Source organism: Brevibacterium sp. R8603A2 (assembly GCF_023072605.1).
GTDB classification, from domain to species: Bacteria; Actinomycetota; Actinomycetes; order Actinomycetales; family Brevibacteriaceae; genus Brevibacterium; species Brevibacterium pityocampae.
Window position 1 is genome coordinate 1 of the sequence record NZ_JALLGN010000045.1, and the last position, 737, is coordinate 737.

Sequence of the window (737 nt, forward strand, 5' to 3'; positions counted from 1 at the left end):
CCAGTGCAGCCTCCGTTGGCTGCAGGTGAAAGCAATCCTGGAACACAACACCCGCAAGCGCTACCGATTCCACCCGCCAGTGCTACCGGACCGTCCCACGCACGCTACCAAACCCCGCGGCTAAACAGCAACCCACTTCCGCCGCCCGTACAGGCCCTCCGGCGTCATCTGCATCCGCCCGGTGGCCTCGTTGAACCTCCAGGCCAGGTCGCGGATCTTGTCCTCGACCAGCGCGTCTGTGACCGTCCTGGCAGCGATGCGGGCCGGCCTCTTCCAGGCCCGGTAGGTCCGTGCAGCGATCCCCAAGCCCTGCTGGCGCAGGACGCAGAGGATCGACTCGACTGCGTAGCCCTCGGCCCTCATCTCGTCGATGAACGCGAGGATCAGCGGTTGCGGGGGTCGAGCTCCCCCGCGAAGAAAATCGAGGCCCGGCGCAGGATCTCGTTGTCCTCACGCAGCCGCTTGACCTCCGCCTTCAGCCGCTTCACCTCGACGGACTCCTCTCTCGTGACGCCGGGCCGGGTCCCGTCGTCGACCTCGGCCTGCGCCAGCCAGCGCCGCACGGACTCACGTGAGACACCTTCCTGGCGAGCGACCGCGGCCGTCGCCGCGGTCAAGGTGGGGTACTCCTGGGCGTGGTCCCGCACGAGCCGCACGCACCTCGCGCGCAGCTGGGGATCGATCTTCTTCGGCATGCTGTCCATCCTTCCGGACTTAAACAGCAGCGGCATCAAACC

At 67.3% G+C, this 737-nt stretch carries 1 pseudogene; it reads right to left on the reverse strand.

Going from position 1 to position 737, the window contains the following annotated elements:
* Nucleotides 1–135: 135 nt before the first annotated feature.
* Nucleotides 136–695: pseudogene (locus tag MTQ12_RS14825) on the reverse strand (IS3 family transposase); the annotation flags it as partial.
* Nucleotides 696–737: the final 42 nt, after the last annotated feature.